This window comes from Streptomyces sp. NRRL S-1022, from assembly GCF_000720135.1.
Lineage (GTDB): Bacteria > Actinomycetota > Actinomycetes > Streptomycetales > Streptomycetaceae > Streptomyces.
In genome coordinates, this window is the sequence record NZ_JOIU01000004.1 from 1 (window position 1) to 22798 (window position 22798).

Here is a 22798-nt window from a genome sequence, read left to right on the forward strand (position 1 = left end):
GGCGACGAGATCGGCATGGGCGACAACATCTGGCTCGGCGACCGCGACGCCGTCCGCACCCCCATGCAGTGGACACCCGACCGCAACGCCGGCTTCTCGACGTGCGACCCGGGACGCCTGTACCTGCCCACCATCATGGACCCGGTCTACGGCTACCAGGTCACCAACGTCGAGGCGTCGATGTCCTCGCCCTCCTCGCTGCTGCACTGGACCCGCCGCATGATCGAGATCCGCAAGCAGAACCCGGCCTTCGGACTCGGCTCGTTCACGGAACTCCAGTCCTCCAACCCCGCGGTGCTGGCCTTCCTGCGCGAGTACGGCGACGACCTCGTGCTGTGCGTGAACAACTTCTCCCGCTTCGCCCAGCCCACCGAGCTGGACCTGCGGGCCTACGACGGCCGGCACCCGGTCGAGCTGATCGGCGGTGTGCGCTTTCCCGCGATCGGTGAACTGCCCTATCTGCTCACCCTGCAGGGCCACGGCTTCTACTGGTTCCGGCTCACCCGAGTCGCATCCCGCATCGGCCGCCGCCGCTGATCCGACGGCGCCGAGGAAAGGACGCGTCACCATGCCGAAGACCATCACTCCCCGACCGAGAACCGCCGTCGGCACGGACGGCCCGCTGGTCTCGCTCGGCGCGCTGCTGCGCGAGTGGTTGCCGAGGCAACGCTGGTTCGCGGGCAAGGACCGGCCCGTCACCGATCTGACGGTGCTGTCCGTGACCGAACTGTTCCCGGGGTGTCTGCACCTGCTGGTGCACGCCTCGCACGTGCCGGTGCCCACCCCCGGCGGCACTCCCCCGCCCGGGGACTGCTACCAGCTGCTGCTGGGGCTGCGCCCGCACCTGGCCCCACGGCTGGAGCAGGCGTTCATCGGGCGCGCCGAGGACGGCCCGTTGGCCGGGCTCGCGGTGTACGACGCGCTGCACGACCCGCGTTCGGCACACCTGCTGCTGGAGCGGGTGCGGCAGCCCGGCACGGCGGGTCCGCTGCGGTTCGAGGCGGACCCGGCGGCCCTGGTACCCGGCGGGCTGCCACCGCGGCTGCTGGACGCCGAGCAGTCCAACTCCTCGATCGTGTACGGCGACGCGTACATCCTGAAGCTCTTCCGCCGGATCCAGCCGGGCGTCAACCCGGACCTGGAGGTGCCGGCCGCGCTGGCCGCACAGGGCTGCACCCGGGTGCCCGCACCGGTGGCCTGGTTCACCACGACCGGCTCCCGCCCCGCCACCCTCGGTGTGCTCCAGCCCTTCCTGCCGGACGCCACCGACGGCTGGACGCTGGCGCTGCGGGCGCTCGCCGCGGGCGACCACTTCACCACCGAGGCCCGTGCGCTGGGCCGGGCCATGGCGGAGGTGCACCTGGCGCTGGCCGAGGCCTTCCCGCCGGCCGGGCCGGGCGAGAACGGCCGTACGGCCGAGGCGATGTGCGCGCGGCTGGACGCCGCCGCGCACGCCGTGCCCGCACTGCAGCCCTTCGTCCCCGGCCTGAAGGCCGCGTTCGGGGCGCTCGCCACCTGCGACACCGGGCCGCCGGCCCAGCGCATCCACGGCGACCTGCACCTCGGCCAGGTGCTGCGGGCCGGCCGCGACTGGTTCGTCATCGACTTCGAGGGCGAGCCGTCCCGGCCGCTGGCCGAGCGGCGCGCCCCGCAGTCCCCGGTGCGGGACGTCGCGGGGATGCTGCGCTCCTTCGACTACGCGGCCCGGCAGCGCCGCCCCTGGCGACCCGAGTGGGCGCGCCGCTGCCGGGAGGCGTTCTGCGCGGGCTACGCGGCCCGCGCCGGCTGGGACCCACGCAAGAAGCACGCGCTGCTGCGCGCGCACGAGACGGACAGGGCGGTCTACGAGGTGCTGTACGAGGCGAGACACCGGCCCGACTGGCTGCCGGTACCGATGGCGGCGATCAAGCGACTCGCCGTGTGGGGAGGCTGACCCCATGGCACTGCGCACCACGCGTCCCGAGGCCGCGGGCCCGAGGCCGGCCGCGGCCGCCGGTCTCGACCCCGCCGACCGCGGCCGGCTGCTGGCCGGCGCGCACCACGATCCGCACGCCCTGCTGGGCGCCCACCCGGTGCCGGGCGGCACGCTGTTCAGGGCGCTGCGCCCCAACGCCCGGACGGTGAGCGTCGTGATCGACGGCGAGCGCACCGCGCTGCGGTCGGAGGGCGACGGTCTGTTCGCCGCCGTCCTGCCCTGCGCCCAGGTCCCGGCGTACACCCTGCTGGTGACGTACGACGACGGCGAGCAGGAGGTGGACGACCCGTACCGCTTCCTGCCCGCCCTCGGCGAGCTGGATCTGCACCTGATCCGGGAGGGCCGGCACGAGCAGCTGTGGCGGGCGCTCGGAGCCGAACCGATGGTCCACCAGGGCGTGGCCGGCACCCGCTTCACCGTGTGGGCGCCCAACGCCCAGGGCGTGCGGGTGGCCGGGGACTTCACCTTCTGGGACGGCACCCAGTACCCGATGCGCTCGCTCGGCGCGTCCGGGGTGTGGGAGCTGTTCCTGCCCGGGATCGGCGAGGGCACCCGGTACAAGTTCGAGATCACCTCCCGGTACGGCCACCGGTTCCTGAAGGCGGACCCGATGGCGCGGGGCACGGAGGTGCCGCCGGACACCGCGTCGGTGGTGACGGCCTCGCGGTACGAGTGGGGCGACGCGGAGTGGATGGCGCACCGCGGTGACACCCCCGTGCACCAGGCACCCTTCTCGGTGTACGAGGTGCACCTGCCGTCGTGGCGGCCGGGGGCGTCGTACCGGCAACTCGCGGAGGAACTCCCGGCCTACGCCAAGCGGATGGGCTTCACGCACGTGGAGCTGATGCCGGTGGCCGGGTACCCGTTCAGCGGCTCGTGGGGGTACCAGGTCACCTCGTACTACGCGCCGACGCCCCGGCTGGGGTCCCCGGACGACTTCCGGTACTTCGTGGACGCCTGTCACCGGGCCGGCCTCGGCGTGATCATGGACTGGGTGCCGGCGCACTTCCCGAAGGACGACTGGGCGCTGGCCCGGTTCGACGGGGACCCGCTGTACGAGCCCGGGAACGCCCGGCGGGCGGAGCACCCGGACTGGGGGACGTACGAGTTCGACTACGGCCGCACCGAGGTGCGCAACTTCCTCGTCGCCAACGCGGTCTACTGGTGCGAGGAGTTCCACATCGACGGGCTGCGCGTGGACGCCGTCGCCTCCATGCTCTACCTGGACTACTCGCGGGACTCCGGACAGTGGGAGCCGAACGTGTTCGGCGGCCGGGAGGACCTGGACGCGGTGGCCTTCCTCCAGGAGATGAACGCCACCGTGTACCGGCGCTGCCCGGGCGTGGTGACCATCGCCGAGGAGTCCACCGCGTGGGACGGGGTGACCCGGCCGACGGACAGCGGCGGGCTCGGGTTCGGGCTGAAGTGGAACATGGGCTGGATGCACGACTCGCTGGAGTACATCCAGAAGGAACCGGTGCACCGCAAGTACCACCACGACGAGATGACGTTCTCGATGGTGTACGCCTACAGCGAGAACTACGTGCTGCCGATCTCCCACGACGAGGTGGTCCACGGCAAGCAGGCGCTGGTGTCGAAGATGCCCGGCGACTGGTGGCAGCGGCGCGCCAACCACCGGGCGTACCTCGGCTTCATGTGGGCCCATCCGGGCAAACAGCTGCTGTTCATGGGGCAGGAGTTCGCCCAGGGGGCGGAGTGGTCCCACGAGCACGGCCCGGAATGGTGGCTGCTCGGCGACGACTACCACTCCGCCGGCGACCACCGGGGCGTGCAGGGCCTGGTGCGCGACCTGAACGAGGTGTACCGGGCGACGCCGGCGCTGTGGCAGCGGGACACCGACCCGGGCGGCTTCCGGTGGGTGCTGTGCGACGCGGCGGAGGACAACGTCCTGGCGTTCCTGCGGTTCGCCGCCGACGGCGGCCCGCTGCTCGCCGTGTCGAACTTCTCCCCGGTGGTCCGGCAGGACTACCGCCTGTGGGTCCCGGACGGGATCCCCGCCTGGCAGGAGGCGCTGAACACGGACGACGTCCGCTACGGCGGCAGCGGTGTCGGCGCCGGCGGGCCGGTCCGGCCCGAGGACGGCTGCCTGAGGCTGACGCTTCCGCCGCTGGCCACCGTGTGGATGGTGCCCGTGCGCTGAAGGCCGCAGGTGTCGAGGGCCGTCCGGGGGGCAGTCGTCGGTCGTACGGAACCCACGACTGCCCCCAGCGGCACGGACAGAAGGGCGGCACCAGGTGCGCACCGTCGGAGTGGAGGAGGAACTCCTCCTCGTCGATCCGGACAGCGGAGACCCGAAGGCCCTGGCGGCGGCCGTCCTCGCGCGTGCCGCCCAGGACGACCCCGGGCAGGAGGTGTTCGAGAAGGAGCTGTTCGGGCAGATGCTGGAGTTCGCCACGCATCCGCAGTCGGACATGGCGGCCCTCGGCGACGAGATCGTCCGCTGCCGCAAGGAGGCGGCCCGGCACGCCGGGCAGATCGGCTGCGGGGTCGCCGCGCTGGCCACCTCCCCGCTGCCGGTCAGCCCCGCCCTGAGCGTGAACGAGCGGTACCAGTGGCTGGCCGAGCGGTACGGCGTCCCCACCTGGGACCAACTGGTGTGCGGCTGCCACGTGCATGTGTCGGTGGAGTCCGACGAGGAGGGTGTCGCGGTCCTGGACCGGCTGCGCCCGTGGCTTCCGGTCCTGCGTGCGGTGAGCGCGAACTCCCCGTTCTGGCAGGGCCGCAACACCGGGTACGCCAGCTACCGCAGCCGGGTGTGGAACCGGTGGCCCTCGGCCGGTCCGACCGAGCCGTTCGGGTCCGCCGAGGAGTACCACCGCCGCGTGGCCGAGATGGTGGCCACCGGGGTCATCCTGGACGAGGCCATGGTCTACTTCGACGCGCGGCTGTCGGCCAGCTACCCGACGGTGGAGATCCGGGTGGCGGACGTGTGCCTGGGCGCGGAGAACGCCGTACTGTTCGCGACCCTCGTCCGCGCGCTCGTGGAGACGACCGCGCGGGAGTGGCGGGCCGGCCTGCCCGCGCCCGACCCCGGGGTGAGCCTGCTGCGGCTGGCCGACTGGCAGGCCGCGCGGTACGGCATCGAGGAGGACCTCCTCGACCCGGTCACCCTGCGGCCCCGGCCCGCCCCGCAGGTGCTGCGCTCCCTGCTGGAGTACACCGGGGACGCGCTCACCGAGAGCGGCGACGCGGAACGGGCCGAGCGGGCCGTCGCGGAGCTGCTGCGGACGGGCAACGGCGCACGTGAGCAGCGCGGGCTGCTGGAGCGCACCGGCAGCCTGCGGGACGTCGTCACCGAGTGCGTGCGCCGCACCCAGTGCTGAACGTCCCGCCCCCGGCTGCTCAGAGGATCAGGACCAGGGCGTAGACCAGGAAGAACGCGGCGATCAGGATCACGAGGGCCAGGATCAGCGTCAGCGGGGCCTTAGCCCAGCCCTTTGTCGGGTTGTGCGTCTCCCGGGGACCGGCCTCGGGCATGCTGCTCTCGGCGGGCGGTGTCTCACCGGGCGGGACACCGCCGCCGGGCTCCAGCCCGGTGGTGCGTTCGGGCTCCGGATCAGGGTTCACATGACTCATGCCTCCCGAGTCCCCAGGACACGCCCACATCATCAGCCGATCACGATTCCTCGTTCCCGTCACCGAACGCGCTTGTCTGGGCTACATTCGAGCACCGCCGACACCGAGCCGTTCGGCGGAGTGACCCTCCGTACACCAGGAGCAGCGCATGCGGGACGTCGCCCTCGCTCCAGCCGCTACCCGGCCGCTCACCGGCGGCCTCGCCGACAGCGTCTTCGAGCGGGCGGACCTCGATCCGACGCTTCCGGTGCTGGCGCGCCGCGCCGGACCGCCCGCGACCGGCTGGGCGGAGGTGACGGCGGTCGAGCTGCGGGACGAGGTGGTCGACCTGGCCAAGGGCCTGATCGCCGCCGGGATCTCGCCCGGCCACCGGGTGGCCCTGATGGCCCGTACCCGCTACGAGTGGACGGTGCTGGCGCACGCGCTGTGGACCGTGGGCGCCGAGGTGGTGCCGATCCATCCGGCCTCCGCGCGCGACCAGGTGGAGTGGATGCTGCGGGACGCCGGCTGTGTGGCCGTGGTCGTGGAGGACGAGCAGGGCGTCATGACCGTCGGCACCGTGTGCACCCGGCTGCCGCGGCTGCGGCACGTCTGGCAGCTGGACGCGGGGGCCCTGGCCGGCCTCGTGGAGCGCGGCGCGGTGGTGCCGTTCACCACCGTGGAGTCGCTGCGCCGGATCGTGCTGCCGGACTCCACCGCGGCCGTCGTCTACACCTCCGGCACCTCGGGCCGCCCGATGGGCTGCGCGCTCAGCCACCGCAACCTGGCCCACCCGTGCGACACGCTGCTGGCCGGCTGGGTGCACACGGCCGCCCCGCCCGGCGAGCAGCCGTCCGTACTGGCCTTCCTGCCGTTCTCGCACGTCTACGGCATCATGATCATGCTGATGTGCGTGCGCGGCGGGGTGCTCATGGCGCACGAGCCGGAGCTGTCGGGGACGGCGCTGGCCTCGGCCCTGACCACGTTCCGGCCGACGTACCTGTACGGCGTGCCGTCGTTGTTCGAGAAGCTCTACAAGACCTTCCTGCGCACCGCCCAGGAGACGGGCCGGGGCGGCCTGTTCGAGCGGGCGGCGCAGACCGCGCGGGAGTTCGCCGCGGCCGAGGAGCGCCGGAGGCTGGGCACCGGGCCGGGTCCCGGTCTGGAGCTGAGACTGCAACACGCCCTGTACGAGCGGACGGTGTACCGCAGGCTGCGGGCCGCGCTCGGCGGCCGGGTGGTGCGCGGCACCTCCGGCGGCAGCGCGCTCAGTCGCGAACTGTGCCTGTTCTTCGAGGGCATCGGCGTGTTCGTGCACGACGGCTACGGGCTCACCGAGTCCTCCGGCGGGATCACCATGCAGCCGCTGGGCCGGGAGAAGTCCGGGACCGTGGGCCGGCCGCTGCCGGGCACCGAGATCCAGGTGGCCGACGACGGGGAGATCCTGGTGCGCGGCCCCTCGGTGTTCCAGGGCTACATCAGCGACGAGCGGGCGACCCGGGCCGTGCTGCGCGGCGGCTGGCTGGCCACCGGGGACATCGGGCGGCTGGACGGCGAGGGCTATCTGACGATCACCGGGCGCAAGAAGGAGATCATCGTCACCAGCGGCGGCAAGAGCGTGGCGCCGGCCCCGCTGGAGCAGCGGCTGCGGATGCATCCCCTGGTCCACCAGGCCGTGGTGATCGGCGACGACCGGCCGTGCGTGGGCGCGCTGATCACCCTGGACCCGGAGTTCCTCGCGCACTGGCGGGCCGCCCTCGCGCTCCAGGGCGACAGCGCGGGCCGGGATACCCGCGAGGAGAACGCGCTGCGGGAGGAGATCGCGCGGGCCGTGGCCTCCGCCAACAGCGCGGTCTCCCGCGCGGAGTCCATCAGGGTCTACCGGGTCCTGCAGGAATCGTTCGCACCGGACAACGGGCTGCTCACCCCGTCCATGAAGCTGCGCCGGGACGCCGTCGTACGGCACTACGCGGCCGAGATCGAGGCGATGTACCAGGCGCGCTCCCGGTCGCGGCCGGGTCCGCCGGAGCCGGCCGAGTGGGACGAACCGGACGATGTCTTCCGGTGAGGAGGTGCGCCGTACGCACAGCTGGTCCAAGGGGGGACGGGTAGCCTGCCCGGCTGGGGGAACCCGCAGCCCAGCAAGAGATCAGCAACGACGACCGTCCTGGTCGCAGGGTCCGAGCCCGGCCCCTGACCGGCCGGGACCGGGGAATGCGAGATGGTGACGGAGCGGCGCTGGGACGACACGCCACCCTCGGAGGAGAAGTACGAACGTACGTTCTCCTTCCCGGGTGAGCTGCGCAATGTCACGGGTGCGCGGCTCGCGGCGGAGGATTTCCTCCGCGCGCTCGCCCGGGAGGCACCTCCGGGCGCGCACGAGTACTGGGACGACATCCTGCTGGTCGTCACGGAACTCGCCGCGAACGCGATTCAATACGCACCCGGTCCGTTCGACCTGCGGATGCGCCGCACGTTCGACGGGGTGCACGTGACGATGCGGGACACGAGCACGACGAAGCCGGAACCACGGCCCTTCCACCCCCGTACCGGTGGTGGCGGGATCGGCTGGCACCTGGTGCACACGCTGTGCACCCAGGTCAGCGTCGTGGTGCACGAGCGGGGCAAGGACGTTCACGCGTTCCTGCCCTGGTGAGGATGTTCGACGTGTAGGTGTGCGCCAGCCGGTTACTCCGCCTCCCGGTGGGGGCATGCTGGTCCCCACGCGTTCGTCTGCCTGCCGTACCCAGTCGGCGGAACGGCTGGAGGCACGGTGGTATCGGAGTCGGCTGAGCGATCCAGGGCATGCGAACAGCGTTCGAGTCGGACCGCCTGGAGCCGCAGAAAGGGATGGACACCGTGACACGACCCAGGATCCTGGTGGTTGGCGCCGGCTTCGCCGGAGTCGAGTGCGTCCGCCGCCTGGAGCGGAAACTCGCCCCGGACGAGGCCGACGTCACGCTGGTGACGCCGTTCGCCTATCAGCTCTACCTGCCCCTGCTGCCCCAGGTCGCCTCCGGCGTGCTCACGCCGCAGTCGATCGCCGTCTCGTTGCGCCGCAGCAAGAAGTACCGCACCCGGATCATCCCGGGCGGTGCGATCGGCGTGGATCTGAAGGCGAAGGTGTGCGTCGTCCGCACCATCACCGACAAGATCGTCAACGAGCCCTACGACTACATCGTGCTGGCACCGGGCAGCGTGACCCGCACCTTCGACATCCCGGGCCTGACCGAGTACGCCTTCGGGATGAAGACCCTCGCCGAGGCCGCCTACATCCGCGACCACGTGATCTCCCAGCTCGACCTGGCGGACGCCAGCGACGACCCGGCCGAGCGGGCGGCGCGGCTGCAGTTCGTGGTGGTCGGCGGGGGCTACGCGGGCACCGAGACCGCGGCCTGCCTGCAGCGGCTGACGCACGCGGCCGTGCAGCGCTACCCCCGGCTGGACCCGGGTCTGATCAAGTGGCACCTGATCGACATCGCGCCCAAGCTCATGCCGGAGCTGGGCGACAAGCTCGGCCGCAGCGCGCAGGAGATCCTCAGGCGCCGCGGCATCGACGTCTCGCTGGGTGTCTCCATCGACAAGGCCGGTCCGGAGGAGGTCACCTTCACCGACGGCCGGGTGGTGCCCACGCACACCCTGATCTGGACGGCCGGTGTGGTCGCCAGCCCGCTCATCGCCACGCTCGGCGCGGAGACCGTCAAGGGCCGGCTGGCGGTCACCTCGGAGATGTGCCTGCCCGGCCACGACGGGGTGTTCGCGCTGGGTGACTCGGCGGCCGTGCCGGACCTGGCCAAGGGGCAGGAGGGCGCGGTGTGCCCGCCCACCGCGCAGCACGCCATGCGGCAGGGCCGGAAGGTCGGCGACAACGTCATCGCGGCGCTGCGGGGTCAGCCGTTGCAGCCGTACGTGCACAAGGACCTGGGGCTGGTCGTCGACCTCGGCGGCAAGGACGCGGTGTCCAAGCCGCTGGGTATCGAGCTGCGCGGGCTGGCCGCCCAGGCGGTGGCCCGCGGCTACCACTGGTCGGCGCTGCGCACCAACGTCGCCAAGACCCGGGTGATGACCAACTGGCTGCTGAACGCGGTCGCCGGCGACGACTTCGTGCGCACCGGCTTCCAGGCCCGCAAGGCCGCCCGGCTGAAGGACTTCGAGTACACCGACTCCTACCTGACGCCGGAACAGGTCAGGGCCCGGGTGGAGGGCGCGGGCGTCGACCAGCCGTGATGTGACCCGGATCACCGGAGACCGCCGATCATTCCCCACCCGGTCGGCGGTCCTACCCGGTGATCAGGAAACACGTCACGGAGGGACACCCGGCATGAGCGAGAAGACCGTGAAGGGCCCGGCGAGCTACTTCCCGTCGATCGAGGAGACCTACGGCCGCCCGTCGGCGAGTGGCAGGAGCTGATCCGCTCCTCGCCGCTGACGAAGCACATGGAACTCGTCGCCTGGCTCAAGTCCGAACACGGGCTCGGCCACGGGCACGCGAACGCGCTGGTGGCGGCCACGCCGGCCGAGGGCCGCCAGTCCGGGCCCACGTGCGATGCTGGGTCGTAGATCGAATACCGGCACGGGAGAGAGCACGACAGCGTGAGGGCAGCGGCACGGTCGGGACGGGTACGGATGTGGGACCGGCTGGCGGCGTCGGACCCAGGACTGCTCCGGCTCACCGCGGGACTGCGCACGGTCGCCGCCATCGCCCTGACCCTCACGGTGCTCGCCGCGCTGCGTGTCCCGGTGCCCCAGCTGGTCGCCGGGGCCATGGCGGCGATGGTCGCCACCTTCGCCATCCGCGAGAAACAGCGCGGGCCGCAGGCCGTCACGCTCGCCGTGGGACTGCCGGTGGCGCTGGCCTCGGTGTCGCTGGGCGCGCTGCTCAACCACCGCGTGATCGCCGGGGACCTGTTCTTCGTCGTCCTCATCTTCTGCGCCGTCTACGGCCGCCGGTTCGGTGACCGCGGCACGGCGCTGGGGCTGATCGGCTTCCAGGTCTACTTCCTGTCGCTGTTCGTGGGCGCGACCGCGTCCGCGCTGCCCCCGCTGTACGGCGTGCTCTGCGTGGCGTTCGGGTGCAGCGCCGCCGCCCGGTTCGTCCTGCTGCCGCAGACACCGGCGGGCACCCTGGACCGGCTGCGACGGGCCTTCCGCGCCCGGCTCGCCCAGCTGGTCGCCATCCAGGCCGAGTTGCTGGACGCCGGTCCCGACGAGGCGGAGAAGCTGCTGGAGGACCTGCGCACCGGCACCGCGCGGCTGCACGAGACGGCGCTGATGATCCAGGGCCGGCTGGAGGACGGCACCTCGGACCCGGCGGTGGCCCGGCTGCTCCAGCGCCGGGTCGCGGACGCCGAGATCGCCGCCGAGCGGCTGGGCCTGCTGCTGCTCACCGCGCGCAGCGCCCGGCGCACCGACACTCTCACGCTGCACCTGCCGGGCGCCCCGCTGCCCTCCGGCGGCGAGCTGCCGGTGCGGGACGAGGCGTCGGCCGCGCTGCACCGGGATCTGCAGGCGCTGCGGCTGCTGATGCTGCGGCCGGCCGGGGAGGCCTCGGGGACCGCGCTCGCCCAGGTGCGCAACCGGCTGCTCGGCTACCGCGAGGAGGAGAACCTGCCCGCGGCCTCCCCGGCCGTGCAGGACGCCTTCCGGGGCGTCGGCGAGGCCGCCAGGGCCGTGCTGGGCCTGCGGGTCGCGCTGGACGGGCCGCAGGACGAGTCCGACGACACCCCGGCCACCGCCCGCTCGCGCGAGGAGCTGGACGCCGAGGACGCAGCGATCGAGATCAGCGAGGACAACGAGCCGGAGGAGCCGCAGCCGGCCGGTCTGCAGCGGCCCACCACCCGGGCCGCCCTCCAGGTGGCGGTCGGCTCCACGCTGGCCATCGTGGGCGGCGAGCTGCTGTCCAGCCAGCGCTGGTACTGGGCGGTGCTGACCTGCTGGATCGTTTTCATCAACACCGCGTCCACCGGCGAGATCCTGGTGAAGGGCTACCGGCGGCTGCTGGGCACGGTGCTGGGCGTGGTGGCCGGCATCGGGCTGGCCGCGCTGGTCGGGCACCACACGTGGACGGCGTTCGCGCTGGTGCTGCTGTTCGTCTTCGCGATGTTCTACACCGCGCCCCTGTCGTACACACTGATGTCGTTCTTCGTGACGGCCATGCTGGGGCTGCTCTACACACTGCTGAACACCTACAGCATGTCCGTGCTGGTGCTGCGGATCGAGGAGACGGCGCTCGGCGCGGCCTGCGGGGTGATCGCGGCGGCGGTGGTGCTGCCGATCCGTACCCACCACCGCACCAACGAACTGCTCGTGGCGGTCCTGGAGCGGCTGGCGGACGTGACGCGGGGCGCCGTCGACCAGCTGAGCGGCGGGACGGGCGGCGATCTGGTGGAGGAGGCGCGCGAGCTGGACCAGGCGCTGGCCGACCTGCGCGCGGCCACCCAGCCGCTGACGCATCCGATCACTCCGCTGCGCACGCGCCGGAACACGGCCCGGTACGTGGTGGCGCTGCTGGAGACCTGCGCGTACCACGGGCGGTCCCTCGCGGCCACGGCCGAGCTGCTGCCGACGCATCCGGCGATCGCGGCGGATCCGCGGCTGCGCGGGGCGTGCGCGCGCATCGTGCACAACATCGAGGCGATCGCCGCGCACCTCACGGACCCGCGGTCCACCGCGGAGCTGGAAACCGGCCCGAGCATCGCGTCGATGCTTCAGCCGGGCACCCTGCGCACCCCGCGCTACGGCCGGGTCACCGACCGGGTGCTGCGCCATCTGCAGCGGCTGGACGAGGCCGTCTCGGGCCTCGCCCGGCCGCTGGGTGTGGCCGGCGGGCCGGCGCAGCCCGGGAGCTGACCGCTCACCGCTGGTCGGCGCCGCCGGGGCGGCGGCTGCCGAGCACCTCGTCGCGGACCCGGGCGCAGCTGCGGCTGATCAGGCGGGAGACGTGCATCTGGGAGATGCCGAGCCGGTCGGCGATCCGGCTCTGCGTCATGTCCTCGAAGAAACGCATGTAGAGGATGGCCCGCTCCCGCTCGGGCAGCCGGCGCAGTCCTTCCTTGGCGGCCTCGCGGTCGACCACGACGTCGTAAGAGGTTTCCGTCTCGCCGAGGGTGTCGGCGAGGCTGTAGCCGTCGTCGCCGGCGGACAGCTCGGCGTCCAGCGAAAGGGTGCTGAAGCTCTCCAGCGCCTCCATGCCCGCGTTCACCTCCTCCTCGGTGAGTCCGGTGTGGGCGGCGATGTCGGCGACGGTGGGTTCGGGGCTTCCCGGGTTCTGGGTGAGCTCACGTCGGGCCACCCGCACCCGGTTGCGCAGTTCCTGCACCCGGCGCGGCACCCGCAGGGCCCACATCCGGTCGCGGAAGTGACGCTTGACCTCTCCGGTGATGGTCGGCACGGCATAGCTCTCGAAGGCCCCCCGCGAGGGGTCGAAGCGGTCGATGGCCTTCACGAGGCCGAGGGCGGCCACCTGGCGCAGGTCCTCGACGGACTCGCCGCGGTCGCGGAACCGGCCGGCGATCCGGTGTGCCATGGGCAGCCAGGCGCAGACGAGTTCGTCGCGTACGGCGTCCCGCTCAGGACCGTCGTCCAGTTCCGCCAGCCGGGCGAACAGCTCCGCGGTATCGGGGGCGTCGTCATGGTTGCGCCGGGTGGGGGTCGCGGCGCCGCCGGCGGTGGCGCCGGGACGGCTTGTCGACATGTCGGTCAGCATGCGGAATCGCTCCTGAACGTGGTTTCAGGGCACCGCCGGAACAGCGGTTCCGGGTCTTGGCCCGAACGGTGGTGTCAGGGTTTCGCCCGCGGGGGAGCCGTCTGGGCCGCCGGAAGCGGCCCAGGCAGCGGTTGTCTGCCCCGCTGGGCGCGCGCCTCCGGTCCGAAGCACGAAACTCCGCCTGCCCCTCGACCTCGCGGGCAAACACGGCCGAGCGGAACTTCTCGGACCGCTTTGGTCCGGCGGTGCGCCGACCGCCTCAGTGCAGCGGTACGACGGCGGTGATGCACTTGCCGCCGCGGGGCAGCTCCGCCACCCGGACGTCGCGGGCCAGCCGGCACACGATGGGCCAGCCGCGGCCGCCGGGCCGGGCGGAGGCCTGCTCGTCGCCGGGCCGGGCGGCCACGGGCAGTTCCCCGCTGCGGTCGCTCACCGAGACGCGGACCCCGCCGGAGTCGACGTCGACGTCGAAGCCGGTGATACCGCCCCCGTGCAGCAGCGCGTTGGTGGTCAGTTCCGAGGTCACCAGCAGGGCGTCCTCGACGGTCTCGGGTGCGCACGGCAGCGCGCGGTCCCGGCACCGTTCGGTCATGACCCGCTCGACCGCTCTGCGGGCCTCGGCCGGCCGGCACGGTACCCGGCGGCGCGCCTCCGGCGAGACGGCGGTGGAGCTGGTCCGATGCTTGTCGAGCATCCCTTCCTCCCCTTCCTCCCCTGACGGTGCCCGGATTGCAAGGTTCTCTCCTCTTTCGGCTGACCCTTCGGAGCACTGTCAAACACCGTGGGTGCCGCTGTCATCACGGCGGTACGAGCGGGTACCCGCTCGGCATGACGGATGTGGTGGACGCGGACGAGTTGTTGCGGCGGATCCGGCGGGGCCGGGAACATGCGGCGCAGGAGGAGCGGGCCCTGCGGGAGCGGGCCCTGAGTCTGGCGGCGACGGACCCGGAGGGCGCGCGGGAGGCGACGGACCGGGCCCGGGCGTACGAGGTGGTGCTGCGGGTGCTGGAGGAGATCGTCTCGCCGGGCGGGGGCCCGGTGCGGGCGGACGGAGTGAAGCAGGTCACCTGACCCGGTTTCGGTTACCCGAAAGTACGACAGATGGTTTATTGTTCATCCATACGTGGCGCGGAGCGGTGCGGAACCGTCCTTCCCCCCCTCCTGACGCCACCGCATACGGCCCTGGCTGGCCTCCCCCGTCCAGCCAGGGCTTTTTGCTGCCCGGAGCGCGACACGCAGGCGGACACCCACCCCTTCGAGGTGCCCGGGACGCTCGTAACGGCTGAAATGGGAGGGAAGAGCCGCATCCCCACCGCACACCGCCGTCGGCGAGGAGCCCCGCGCCATGACCAAAGCGATCAAACTGCTCACTGCCCTCCCCCAGACGCAGCGCGAGCGCCTGATGGAGCTGGCCAAGGAGGTCTCCTTCCGGGAGGACACCCGGATCTTCGAGGCGGGCGGCACCGCCGACCGGTTCTGGGTGATCCGCTCCGGCGCGGTCCACCTGGACCAGCAGGTCACCTCCCGGCAGCGGGTGACCGTGGCCTCGCTCGGCGCGGGCGACCTGCTGGGCTGGTCCTGGCTGTTCCCGCCGTACCAGTGGGACTTCGGAGCGGTCGCCTTCACCGACGTACGAGCCTACGAGTTCGACGGACCGTCGGTGCTCGGGCTGTGTGTGGAGGACCCGCTCCTCGGGTTGTCGCTGGTCCGCACGGTGGCCGAGGTCCTCGCCAGCCGGCTGGAGACGACCCGCGGGAAGCTGATGGAGCAGTACACGATGCGGCGACGCAGCGGGCCGCTGTAGGCGGTCAGATCCGGTAGCGGCGCAGCGCCGGGACGGCGGCGGCCAGCGCCAGCATCAGCACGACCACCAGGGCGCCGCCGCCCGCGACCGCCGCCCGCGGTCCGAAAGCCGAGCCGGCGGTGCCGTGCAGCACGTCCGCCAGGCGCGGCCCGCCCGCGACGACCACCGTGAACACCCCCTGCATCCGGCCGCGCATCTCGTCGGTCGCGGCGGACAGCAGGATCGCGCCGCGGAAGACCATCGAGACCATGTCGGCGACGCCGGCCGCGGCGAGGAAGGCCACGGCGACCCAGAGGTTCCCGCTCAGCCCGAACCCGGCGACGGCCACGCCCCAGCCGACGACCGCTCCGATCACCATCCAGCCGTGGTGGCGGGCCCGCGAGAACACCCCGGAGAACAGTCCGCCGAGCACCGCGCCGACCGGGATGCCGGCGAACAGCACACCGAGCGCGAGTCCCTCGCCCCAGGAGCCGTACGTCTGCGCCGCCAGCTGCGGGAACAGGGCGCGGGGCATGCCGAACACCATGGCGACGATGTCGGCGAGGAAGGACAGCAGCAGCACCTTGTGCCGGGAGATGTACCGGAACCCGGCGGCTATCTCGCGCAGGCCGGCACGGCGGGCGGCCTCGCCGAGTGGCGGCAGCGCGGGCAACCGGAACACGGCCCACACGGTCACGCACAGCGCCAGCGCGTCGATCAGGTACAGCTCGGGCAGCCCGATGACCGGGATCAGTGCCCCGGCGAGCAGCGGGCCGGCCACCAGGCCGGTCTGCATCACCGTCGAACCGAGCGCGTTCGCGGCCGCCAGCTGCTCACCGGGGACCAGGCGGGCGATGGAGGCGGTGCGGGCCGGGGAGTTGAGGCCGAAGAAGGCCTGCTGGAGCGCGAGCAGCACCATGAGGACGACGACGGACTCCAGCCCGGTGACGGCCTGCGCCCAGAACAGCAGCGAGGTCACCGCGATACCGCTGTTGGTGACCAGCAGCAGCCTGCGGCGGTCGACGGTGTCGGCGACCGCCCCGCCCCACAGCGCGAAGGCCACCATCGGCAGCAGGCCCGCGAGGCTGGCGTAGCCGACCCAGGCGGAGGAGTGGGTGATGTCGTAGATCTGCTTCGGTACGGCGACGGCGGTGAGCTGGCTGCCGACGGCGGTGACGATCGTCGACGACCACAGCCGCCGGTAGGCGGGGATGCGCAGCGGGCGGGTGTCCATCGCCCAGCGGCGCCAGCCGCGCCGGGGCGGATCCGCCGCCGGGGCGTCGGTGTCGGTTTCGGTGCTGCTGCTCTCGGTCGCGTCCACGGATGTCCTGGTTGCTCGATACATCTTTTCGCTTCGAGAGCCTAACTATTCCAGGGGCCTCGGCGCACACCGAACGATTTCCGCTCGGGCCGGCGACCGGGGGCGCGCCCAGGGCCGGCACGGTGGCGGCGACCAGGCCGTCCAGCACCCGCCAGGCGCCCGGCCGGGCCAGGAAACCGGCCGGGCAGCCGGACGCCGAAGCCGAGCGCGGCGAACCAGCACAGGCCGGTGAGTGCGGCGCCGAGTCCGAAGGTCCAGCGCGGCGGCCCCCGGCCGGCGGCCAGGCAACCGAGCGCCGGTTCGCCGGCCGGCTCCCGGCTCCCGGCTCCCGGCTCCCGGCTCCCGGCTCCCGGCTCCCGGCTCCCGGTGAACCGTCACACGACGGGCGCTCGGCGGGGGCCGGCGGAACGTCGTGGCCGCGCGGTGGCCCGGTGGTCTGCGGGTGGGCCGGCCGGTCCGTCCCAACTGTCCTCGGCCGGTGCCCGGTCGGGTGGTCCCGTGCTCATCGCGCCCCGCTTCCCGGCCTGTTGACCGGGTACGCCCCCGCCCGAGCGGCCGGTCCCGCCCTCTTCTTCCCGATCTCCCATCGGTTGAGCCGTTTCACGGCGCCGTGACCGGTCACCCGAATGCGGAGACCGAATGCGGAACGCATCCGACAGCGCACGGACGACTTCGATCCGAACCAGGAGACCCCCATGGACAACTGGCGCGAACATGCCGCGTGCCGCCACGAGGACCCCGACCTCTTCTTCCCGATCGGCACCACCGGGCCGGCACAGGTACAGGCCCAGCAGGCCAAGGCGGTGTGCGGGCGCTGCCCGGTCCGGGAGCAGTGCCTGGACTGGGCACTGGACACGGCCCAGAGCATCGGCGTCTGGGGCGGTACGACGGAACTGGAGCGGCGGGCACTCAGGCGCCGCGCCCGCTCCCGCCCGCGCTCCGGCTGACCGGCACCCGGGGGGGCTCAGCGTCCACCGCGGCGCAGGGTCCCCCACTCCCGCTCCTGCCGTGCCACCTCGTCCCGGGCCGCGTCGATCACCTCGTCGGCGATCCAGCACAGCGGCTCGACGTCGGCCACGAGCGGCTCGTTGTCGGGGCCCCGGCCCGTCTCCCGGCCCGTCAGGACCCAGGGACGGACGCCGGGGCCCTTGTCGTGCGGCAGGTGCGCGTAGTCGTACAGGCGGCGGGCCACCCACAGCTCGACCGACCGGTCCTGCCACCACTCCTCCACGTCGAGCGGGTTGGCGGACAGTCCGGGCATCGGGACACCGGTCAGTTCGTCGATGCTGGAGACCCTGTCCAGGTCGACGCCCGGCCCCTTGGACCAGCGCACGTACAGGCTCGGCCGCCGTTCCAGCAGGTGGGCCACCTCGGAGAGCGTGGCCAGAACCGGCAGATTCTCCGGTGCGCTCATGACATGACCTCCCTGTGCTGCGTGGTGCGCGACCGGAGTACCCCCGGCCTGCGCCGGAAACCGGATCAGGATCACGGGCCGCGCGCTCAGGACTCGTCGCCGGGCGGCGGACCGGCCGGCAGGCGCAGGGTGAACACCGCGCCCTCCCCCGGCTCGCTCGCCACCTCCGCCGTACCGCCGTGGGCGGCGACCAGGTGCCGGACGATCGGCAGGCCCAGCCCGCTGCCGCCGGTACGGCGGCTGCGGGACTTCTCCGCGCGCCAGAACCGCTCGAACACGTGCGGCAGGTCCTCGGGCGCGATGCCCGCGCCGGTGTCGGTGACGGCGAGCACGACGTCGGCGCCGTCCCGGCGGCCCGCGAGCGTGACGGTGCCGCCGGCGGGGGTGTGCCGCAGCGCGTTGGAGACCAGGTTCCCGAGGGCCTGCCGCATCCGCACCGGGTCGGCGTCCAGCCAGGCGGCGCCGTCGGTCCTGGTGCGCAGGGTGACCCCGGCCGCGTCGGCGGCGACCCGGTGGGCGGCGGCGGCCTGTTCGAGCAGGTCACCGGCGCGCAGCGGTTCGCGGTGCAGCCGCAGGGTGCCGGCGTCGGCCGCGGCGAGGTCCTGCAGGTCGTCGATGATCCGCTGGAGGACCAGGGCCTCCTCGTGCAGCGAGTCCAGCAGGGCCGGATCGGGGTCGACGACACCGTCCCGGACCACCTCCAGCCAGCCCCGGATGTTGGTGAGCGGGCTGCGCAGCTCGTGCGCGATGTCGCTGACCATGGCCTTGCGCTGCGCCTCCAGGCGTTCGCGCCGCTCGGTCAGGCCGTTGAACGCCTCCGCGAGGATGCCCGTCTCGTCGCGGGTGGTCACCGGCACCCGCACATGCAGTTCGGGCGGCTGCTGCGCGGCCAGGGTGAGCGCCCGCAGGGGCCGCACCAGCCGGACGGCGACCACGGCGGTCACGGCGACGGTGACGGCGAGGACCAGACCGGCCACGCCGACCACCTTGGCCTTGTTGGCCGGTGACATGTCGAAGCGGGCCGGGTTCTGGTCGCCGATGCCGAGGAACAGCTCCGCCACCGGGGCGACATACGGTTCCAGCTGGGTGCGGCGGGCGGTGGTCAGGCACCGCTGGGCCGCCCGCGCGGTCTCGCCGGTGCCGAGCCTGGCGGACTTGGCGACCAGGTAGCCGCCGCCGAGGGGGTCCTTGCCGCCGGGGTCGAAGGTGAGGAACAGCCGCCCGCCGAGGTCCACTCCGGCCCGGTGCAGACAGGGCCGGGCCAGGCCGGACAGCGCGGTCAGGGCCTTCCGCTCGGTCGGGGTGGGCGTGTTGAGCCGTCCGTCCTCGCACACCGTGGCGCCGTACTCGGCGGGGTCGACCGCGTCCGCGGGGCTGACCACCGGCCGGCCGCTCGCGGTGCGGACGACGGTGACCTGGAGGCCGTGGCGCTCGTAGCACCGCTTGCGTTTCGCGGCCAGCGCGTCCAGCAGGGCGCGGTCCTTCGCCGCGAGCCGGTACGGGCCCACCACGCGCGGATCGATGCCGCTCAGCTGGGCGCCGGACTCGGTGTAGGTGTCGGTGCGCAGCGGGTCGACGGTGGCGGCGGGCCGGGGCGGCAGCGGGGTGCCGCGCGGCGCGGAGTCGGCGACCAGGGTGCGGTCGGGGGTGGTGAGGGCGATCCGGCGGCCGGTGCGGGCGGCCAGCTCCCGCAGGGCGGCCCGGACCTCCTTCCAGTCGGCGTGGGTGGCGGCGTAGCCGCTGAGCCGGGCGAGGATGCGGTTGTCGGCTGCGAGGTCCTGGCCCTGTTCCTCCTTCAGGGCGCTGGTGGTGGTGGTCACCGCGAGCCAGGCCGTCGCGGCCACCGAGCAGACGGCGATCAGCGCGGAGACGAACAGCAGCCGGACGACCAGCCGTTTGCGCCACGGGATCCGCCGCCTGCCGTTCGCCCGCCGCCCGGCCGCGGGCCGGCGCCGCCCGGCCGCTTCCCCGTCCTCCGCGAAGTCCGTGCCGGGGCGTTCGCGGTTCACGGGCGGCTGCCGGTCAGCTTGTAGCCGACGCCGAACACGGTCAGCAGGCGGACCGGGCGCCGCGGGTCGGGCTCGATCTTGCGGCGCAGGTTCATGATGTGCACGTCGACGGCCCGTTCGGTGGAGGCCCGGTCGAAGCCGCGGGTGCACTGCAGCAGCTGGCGCCGGGTGAACACCCGCTCCGGTTCGCCCGCCATGGCCAGCAGGATCTGGAACTCGGCCGGCGTGCACTCCACCGGTGCCCCGTCGCAGCGCACCTCGTGCCGTACCGGGTCCACGCTGATCCCCGCGGCCCGTACGGCCGGATCCTCGCCCCGGGCGCCGACGCCCCGGCCGCTGCGCCTGAGGACCGTACGGATACGGGCCATCAGTTCGCGCGGGCTGTAGGGCTTGGTCAGGTAGTCGTCGGCGCCGACGTCGAGGCCGAGCAGCAGGTCGTCCTCGGCGGAGCGGGCGGTCAGCATGACCACCGGGATGTCCGGCTGCTGCGCGCCGCGGCGCAGCGCCCGGCACACGCCGAAGCCGTCGAGGACGGGGAGCATCAGGTCCAGGACGACGAGGTCGGGCCGCAGCCGGCGGGCGGCGTCCAGCGCCGCCGCTCCGTCGTGGACCACCGTGGCGGTGTGGCCTTCGGCCAGCAGCGAGCGGCGGATCAGTTCGGCCTGCTTCTCGTCGTCCTCGGCGACCAGTACATGTGCGCACACGAGTTCGGATCCTAGGCGGCTCAGTGCGCGAGCCAGTCGGCGTCGCCCATGACGACGACCGGGTGCCGGCCGGGGTCGAGGGTGCGCAGCAGCTCCTTCATGTGCGCCTTGGCGACGCTGACGCAGCCGTGGGTGGGTCCGCCGTGGTCGACGTGCAGCCACACTCCCCCGCCGCGTTCCGCGCCGAGGGGGCGGGTCCAGTCCAGGGGCGAGGTGCCGGGCCTGCGGTTGTAGTCGATGGCGATGACGTAGTCGAAGGAGCCTTCCAGCGGCTCGCCCTCGAAGCCGGTGCCGGGCGAGTGGAATCCGCCCGAGCGGTGGTACGGCAGCTTGCTGCCGGGGTCCGGGAGCAGGCCGCCGGCGTCGGACAGGGTGTAGACGCCGAGCGGGGAGCGCAGGTCGCCGGCCAGGTGGCGGGCGCTCCAGCCGTGCAGCGCGTTGTGCGCGGGCCAGGCGGGTCCGGCCCGCCAGCCGGTGTCGGTGCGCTGGTGCAGGACGACCGTGCAGAGCGGGGAGTTGCGGCCCCGGCCGGTGACGACGACGGCCTGTTCGCAGCGCCCGGGTATCGCCGCGGTCCGCTCGGGCCCGAGCCCGGGTATGCCCTTCGGCTCCGGCCGCGTGGACGTCCCGGGGGTGGGCGCCGGCGCCGGACCGCGGGCCGGCGTGTGGCGTTCGGTCGCCTCGGCTCCGCCGCCGCAGCCGGTGAGCAGCAGCGGGGAGGCGAGGAGGGCGACGGCGGTTCTGCGTTGGATCATGATCCGATCGTGGTGGACGGTTGTTTGGAACTGGTCAGTACCGGCGCCGTCCGGTGTCGAACCCGCCGGTGTTCAGGGCCTGTCCGGCTTGCCCGGCGTGTACAGCCAGGTGCGGAACAGCCCGTCCAGCTGCTTCCCCGAGGTCTTCTCGGCAAGCCTGCTGAACTGCGCCGTGGTTCCGTGTCCGCCGCGGTGCGCGGTGGCCCAGGCACGCAGGATCCGGAGGAAGTCGCGGTCCCCGACGGCCCGGCGCAGTTCGTGCAGGGCCATGGCGCCGCGGGCGTAGACGGGGGTGCCGAAGATGCGGGCGCCGTTGCCGGGGTCGCCGGGCGGGTAGGCCCACAGGCCGTCGCTCGCGGGCCGGGCGTAGAGGGCGTCGAAGGTCCGCTGGGCGCTGCGCCCGCCGTGCTGCTCGGTGTAGAGCCACTCGGCGTACGTGGCGAAGCCCTCGTTGAGCCAGATGTCCTTCCAGGCGGTGAGGGTGACGGAGTCACCGAACCACTGGTGGGCGCTCTCGTGGACCAGGGTGTCGAGGTCGGGCGCGCGGTCGTAGAGCGGCCGGGTCTGGGTCTCCAGGGCGTAGCCGACGTCCGGGGCGTGGTCGACGACCGCGCCGGCCGCCCGGAACGGGTACGGCCCGAACAGCCTGCTCTCCCAGGCGAGGACGGCGGGCAGCTGCTTCAGGACGGGCGCCGCGGCGCGCGCCTCGCGGGCGTCGACGGCGTTGTACACCTGGATGCCGTCGCGGGTGGTGTACCGCTCGACCCGGAACCGTCCGATGGTGGCGGTGGCCAGGTAGGCGGCCATGGGCTGGGTCTCGCGCCAGCGGAAGGTGGTCCTGCCGTGGGCGGTGCGCCGTCCGAGCAGGACGCCGTTGGCGACGGCGGTGCGGCCCTTCGGCACGGTGATGGTGAAGTCGTACGACGCCTTGTCCCTGGGGTGGCCGTTGACCGGGAACCAGGTCATCGCGCCCTGCGGCTCGCCCGCGACGAACGCCCCGTCGTCGGTGGGGATCCAGCCGTCCGCCGATCCGTCCGGGTCGGTGACCGGTTTCGGGGTGCCGTGGTAGGCGACCGTGACACGGAACTCCCGGCCCGCGCGCAGGGCGTGGCGCGGGGTGACGACGAGCTCCTGGCCGTCGCGCCGGAAGGCCGCCGCGGTGCGGTCGACGGTGACGGCGGTGACCTTCAGGCCCTTGAGGTCGAGGTCGAACCGGGTGAGCTTCCGGGTGGCGCGGGCGGTGACGACCGCCGTGGCGTCCAGGCGCCGTGAGCCGGTGTCGTAACCGAGCGTCAGGTCGTAGTGGCGGACGTCGTACCCGCCGTTGCCGCTGAGCGGGAAGTACGGGTCGCCCGCGCCGGGGGCGCCGGTGGTGCCGGCCGCCGTGGGTCCGGTGGCCCCGAGGAGCGCCGCCACGGCGACGGGGACGGTGGCGAGAACGGCGGTACGGCGGCGGGCGGTCTGTCTGCGCGGTGGCGTCACGTGCGCTCCTCGGGGCCGGTGATCGACTGGCCGTCAGACTAGGCGCCGGGTGCTCCCGGTTTCCCCCTTGTTCC

General features: G+C 73.2%; 20 protein-coding genes and 2 pseudogenes. 12 read left to right on the plus strand and 10 right to left on the minus strand.

All coding sequences use genetic code 11. The features are described 5' to 3' along the window. From IG05_RS0104695 to IG05_RS0104710, 4 genes are all read left to right on the plus strand, one after another. A partial coding sequence (locus IG05_RS0104695; protein ID WP_030339417.1) for an alpha-glucosidase C-terminal domain-containing protein occupies positions 1-537 on the plus strand: 537 nt, incomplete at its 5' end. 31 nt (positions 538-568) lie between these two features. Then, positions 569-1933, plus strand: coding sequence for a maltokinase N-terminal cap-like domain-containing protein (locus IG05_RS0104700; protein ID WP_030339418.1), 1365 nt, complete (start codon positions 569-571; stop codon positions 1931-1933). A gap of 4 nt (positions 1934-1937) precedes the next feature. Then, positions 1938-4136, plus strand: coding sequence for a 1,4-alpha-glucan branching enzyme (gene glgB / locus IG05_RS0104705; protein WP_030339420.1), 2199 nt, complete (start codon positions 1938-1940; stop codon positions 4134-4136). 94 nt (positions 4137-4230) lie between these two features. After that, entirely contained in the window at positions 4231-5319 is a 1089-nt protein-coding gene (locus tag IG05_RS0104710; RefSeq protein ID WP_030339421.1) for a glutamate--cysteine ligase, read from the plus strand. Positions 5320-5338: 19 nt separating this feature from the next. Here IG05_RS0104710 and IG05_RS0104715 read toward each other — a convergent pair whose 3' ends face one another. Continuing rightward, positions 5339-5572, minus strand: coding sequence for a DUF6480 family protein (locus IG05_RS0104715; protein WP_030339422.1), 234 nt, complete (start codon positions 5570-5572; stop codon positions 5339-5341). 148 nt (positions 5573-5720) lie between these two features. Between IG05_RS0104715 and IG05_RS0104720 the strand changes: the two genes are divergently transcribed. From IG05_RS0104720 to IG05_RS0104740, 5 genes and pseudogenes are all read left to right on the plus strand, one after another. Beyond that, positions 5721-7619, plus strand: coding sequence for an AMP-dependent synthetase/ligase (locus IG05_RS0104720; RefSeq protein ID WP_030339423.1), 1899 nt, complete (start codon positions 5721-5723; stop codon positions 7617-7619). A 153-nt stretch (positions 7620-7772) separates the two neighbouring features. Continuing rightward, a complete protein-coding gene (locus IG05_RS0104725; RefSeq protein ID WP_030339424.1) occupies positions 7773-8207 on the plus strand; it encodes an ATP-binding protein in 435 nt (144 codons plus the stop codon). Positions 8208-8401: 194 nt separating this feature from the next. After that, positions 8402-9778, plus strand: coding sequence for an NAD(P)/FAD-dependent oxidoreductase (locus IG05_RS0104730; RefSeq protein ID WP_030339425.1), 1377 nt, complete (start codon positions 8402-8404; stop codon positions 9776-9778). A gap of 94 nt (positions 9779-9872) precedes the next feature. Next, positions 9873-10111, plus strand: a pseudogene (locus IG05_RS41875) (DUF4287 domain-containing protein). 66 nt (positions 10112-10177) lie between these two features. Beyond that, positions 10178-12400, plus strand: coding sequence for an FUSC family protein (locus tag IG05_RS0104740; RefSeq protein ID WP_030339426.1), 2223 nt, complete (start codon positions 10178-10180; stop codon positions 12398-12400). Positions 12401-12404: 4 nt separating this feature from the next. Here IG05_RS0104740 and IG05_RS0104745 read toward each other — a convergent pair whose 3' ends face one another. Next, entirely contained in the window at positions 12405-13256 is an 852-nt protein-coding gene (locus tag IG05_RS0104745) for a SigB/SigF/SigG family RNA polymerase sigma factor (protein ID WP_030339427.1), read from the minus strand. A 259-nt stretch (positions 13257-13515) separates the two neighbouring features. Next, complete coding sequence (locus IG05_RS0104750) at positions 13516-13950, minus strand: ATP-binding protein (RefSeq protein WP_030339428.1); 435 nt, start codon at positions 13948-13950, stop codon at positions 13516-13518. A gap of 134 nt (positions 13951-14084) precedes the next feature. On the opposite strand from IG05_RS0104750, the gene IG05_RS0104755 reads away from it, so the two are divergent. Continuing rightward, positions 14085-14327, plus strand: a complete 243-nt coding sequence (locus IG05_RS0104755; protein ID WP_030339429.1) for a hypothetical protein — start codon at positions 14085-14087, stop codon at positions 14325-14327. Positions 14328-14601: 274 nt separating this feature from the next. Continuing rightward, the gene (locus IG05_RS0104760; RefSeq protein ID WP_030339430.1) at positions 14602-15060 is read left to right on the plus strand and encodes a cyclic nucleotide-binding domain-containing protein; all 459 of its coding nucleotides are present in this window, start codon (positions 14602-14604) and stop codon (positions 15058-15060) included. Positions 15061-15064: 4 nt separating this feature from the next. Here IG05_RS0104760 and IG05_RS0104765 read toward each other — a convergent pair whose 3' ends face one another. Both IG05_RS0104765 and IG05_RS49025 read right to left on the minus strand, forming a co-directional pair. Then, positions 15065-16384 carry an MFS transporter gene (locus IG05_RS0104765; protein ID WP_107051295.1) on the minus strand — a complete coding sequence of 440 codons (1320 nt, stop codon included), beginning with the start codon at positions 16382-16384 and terminating at the stop codon, positions 15065-15067. A gap of 64 nt (positions 16385-16448) precedes the next feature. Further along, positions 16449-16653 (minus strand): annotated as a pseudogene (locus tag IG05_RS49025) (amino acid transporter); the annotation flags it as partial. 402 nt (positions 16654-17055) lie between these two features. Between IG05_RS49025 and IG05_RS0104770 the strand changes: the two are divergent. Then, positions 17056-17307: a WhiB family transcriptional regulator gene (locus tag IG05_RS0104770; protein ID WP_030339432.1), complete on the plus strand. Its 252-nt coding sequence runs from the start codon at positions 17056-17058 to the stop codon at positions 17305-17307. Between the two features lie 17 nt (positions 17308-17324). Here IG05_RS0104770 and IG05_RS0104775 read toward each other — a convergent pair whose 3' ends face one another. The 5 genes from IG05_RS0104775 to IG05_RS0104795 all read right to left on the minus strand — a co-directional run bounded on the left by IG05_RS0104775 (position 17325) and on the right by IG05_RS0104795 (position 22724). Beyond that, positions 17325-17774: a DUF6098 family protein gene (locus IG05_RS0104775; RefSeq protein WP_030339433.1), complete on the minus strand. Its 450-nt coding sequence runs from the start codon at positions 17772-17774 to the stop codon at positions 17325-17327. Between the two features lie 86 nt (positions 17775-17860). Next, positions 17861-19684, minus strand: a complete 1824-nt coding sequence (locus IG05_RS0104780) for a sensor histidine kinase (RefSeq protein ID WP_030339434.1) — start codon at positions 19682-19684, stop codon at positions 17861-17863. A 95-nt stretch (positions 19685-19779) separates the two neighbouring features. Beyond that, a complete protein-coding gene (locus IG05_RS0104785; RefSeq protein WP_030339435.1) occupies positions 19780-20487 on the minus strand; it encodes a response regulator transcription factor in 708 nt (235 codons plus the stop codon). 20 nt (positions 20488-20507) lie between these two features. After that, positions 20508-21242, minus strand: coding sequence for a L,D-transpeptidase family protein (locus IG05_RS0104790; protein WP_030339436.1), 735 nt, complete (start codon positions 21240-21242; stop codon positions 20508-20510). A 72-nt stretch (positions 21243-21314) separates the two neighbouring features. Further along, positions 21315-22724: a M1 family metallopeptidase gene (locus IG05_RS0104795; RefSeq protein ID WP_030339437.1), complete on the minus strand. Its 1410-nt coding sequence runs from the start codon at positions 22722-22724 to the stop codon at positions 21315-21317. Positions 22725-22798 lie beyond the last annotated feature (74 nt).

What these genes read in the sequence shown, in the direction of transcription:
- IG05_RS0104700 (WP_030339418.1), top strand. Translation starts at nt 569, where the DNA reads ATGCCGAAGACCATCACTCCCCGACCGAGAACCGCCGTCGGCACGGAC.
- glgB (WP_030339420.1), top strand. Translation starts at nt 1,938, where the DNA reads ATGGCACTGCGCACCACGCGTCCCGAGGCCGCGGGCCCGAGGCCGGCC.
- IG05_RS0104715 (WP_030339422.1), bottom strand. Translation starts at nt 5,572, where the DNA reads ATGAGTCATGTGAACCCTGATCCGGAGCCCGAACGCACCACCGGGCTG.
- IG05_RS0104720 (WP_030339423.1), top strand. Translation starts at nt 5,721, where the DNA reads ATGCGGGACGTCGCCCTCGCTCCAGCCGCTACCCGGCCGCTCACCGGC.
- IG05_RS0104725 (WP_030339424.1), top strand. Translation starts at nt 7,773, where the DNA reads ATGGTGACGGAGCGGCGCTGGGACGACACGCCACCCTCGGAGGAGAAG.
- IG05_RS0104730 (WP_030339425.1), top strand. Translation starts at nt 8,402, where the DNA reads ATGGACACCGTGACACGACCCAGGATCCTGGTGGTTGGCGCCGGCTTC.
- IG05_RS0104740 (WP_030339426.1), top strand. Translation starts at nt 10,178, where the DNA reads ATGTGGGACCGGCTGGCGGCGTCGGACCCAGGACTGCTCCGGCTCACC.
- IG05_RS0104745 (WP_030339427.1), bottom strand. Translation starts at nt 13,256, where the DNA reads ATGCTGACCGACATGTCGACAAGCCGTCCCGGCGCCACCGCCGGCGGC.
- IG05_RS0104750 (WP_030339428.1), bottom strand. Translation starts at nt 13,950, where the DNA reads ATGCTCGACAAGCATCGGACCAGCTCCACCGCCGTCTCGCCGGAGGCG.
- IG05_RS0104755 (WP_030339429.1), top strand. Translation starts at nt 14,085, where the DNA reads ATGACGGATGTGGTGGACGCGGACGAGTTGTTGCGGCGGATCCGGCGG.
- IG05_RS0104760 (WP_030339430.1), top strand. Translation starts at nt 14,602, where the DNA reads ATGACCAAAGCGATCAAACTGCTCACTGCCCTCCCCCAGACGCAGCGC.
- IG05_RS0104765 (WP_107051295.1), bottom strand. Translation starts at nt 16,384, where the DNA reads ATGTATCGAGCAACCAGGACATCCGTGGACGCGACCGAGAGCAGCAGC.
- IG05_RS0104770 (WP_030339432.1), top strand. Translation starts at nt 17,056, where the DNA reads ATGGACAACTGGCGCGAACATGCCGCGTGCCGCCACGAGGACCCCGAC.
- IG05_RS0104775 (WP_030339433.1), bottom strand. Translation starts at nt 17,774, where the DNA reads ATGAGCGCACCGGAGAATCTGCCGGTTCTGGCCACGCTCTCCGAGGTG.
- IG05_RS0104790 (WP_030339436.1), bottom strand. Translation starts at nt 21,242, where the DNA reads ATGATCCAACGCAGAACCGCCGTCGCCCTCCTCGCCTCCCCGCTGCTG.